Origin of the sequence: Alcaligenes sp. 13f, from assembly GCF_020496585.1 — a bacterium.
Taxonomy (GTDB): domain Bacteria; phylum Pseudomonadota; class Gammaproteobacteria; order Burkholderiales; family Burkholderiaceae_B; genus Alcaligenes; species Alcaligenes phenolicus.
In genome coordinates this window covers 1-404 of sequence record NZ_JAHKKC010000077.1, presented here as the reverse complement: position 1 = coordinate 404, position 404 = coordinate 1, and the positions used below count along the sequence as shown (strand labels likewise).

The 404-nt window shown below is 44.6% G+C and carries 1 protein-coding gene; it reads right to left on the bottom strand.

Translation table 11 applies throughout. The annotated features are described in order from the left end of the window. A partial coding sequence (locus tag KOE80_RS20205; protein ID WP_226349857.1) for a YnfC family lipoprotein occupies positions 1–404 on the bottom strand: 404 nt, incomplete at both ends.

Genomic DNA, 404 nt, shown 5'->3' with positions numbered 1-404 from the left:
GTTTTACATTACCAACCCGTTGATTATTCAGTAAAGTAACCGCTGTGTAATCTAATTTTTTGATCGGATCCGTTGATGGCGTGGCGCTGACAGATAATGTTTTGTCGTTACTTTTCGTGGTTTTACCCAGCGGATAACCCTGATCATCATAGCGATATTCCATCTGCATTTGTTTGCTGCTGGCTTTAATCACGAAGCCATTATCATCGGTTTCCCAACTCACCCCGGCAGAAGGTAATTCTGCTAGCTGGCATTTTCCCTGTAAACGTACTCTCTTCTCCAGCGTCTCGGCATCACGGTAATAATTGGCGTCCAGTACCAGAGCGACCACGGTATTATTTTCCAGATCCAGTAATTCGAGTGAATCAAAACAGCCTTCTTCCGACAAAGTCCCAGAAACACGT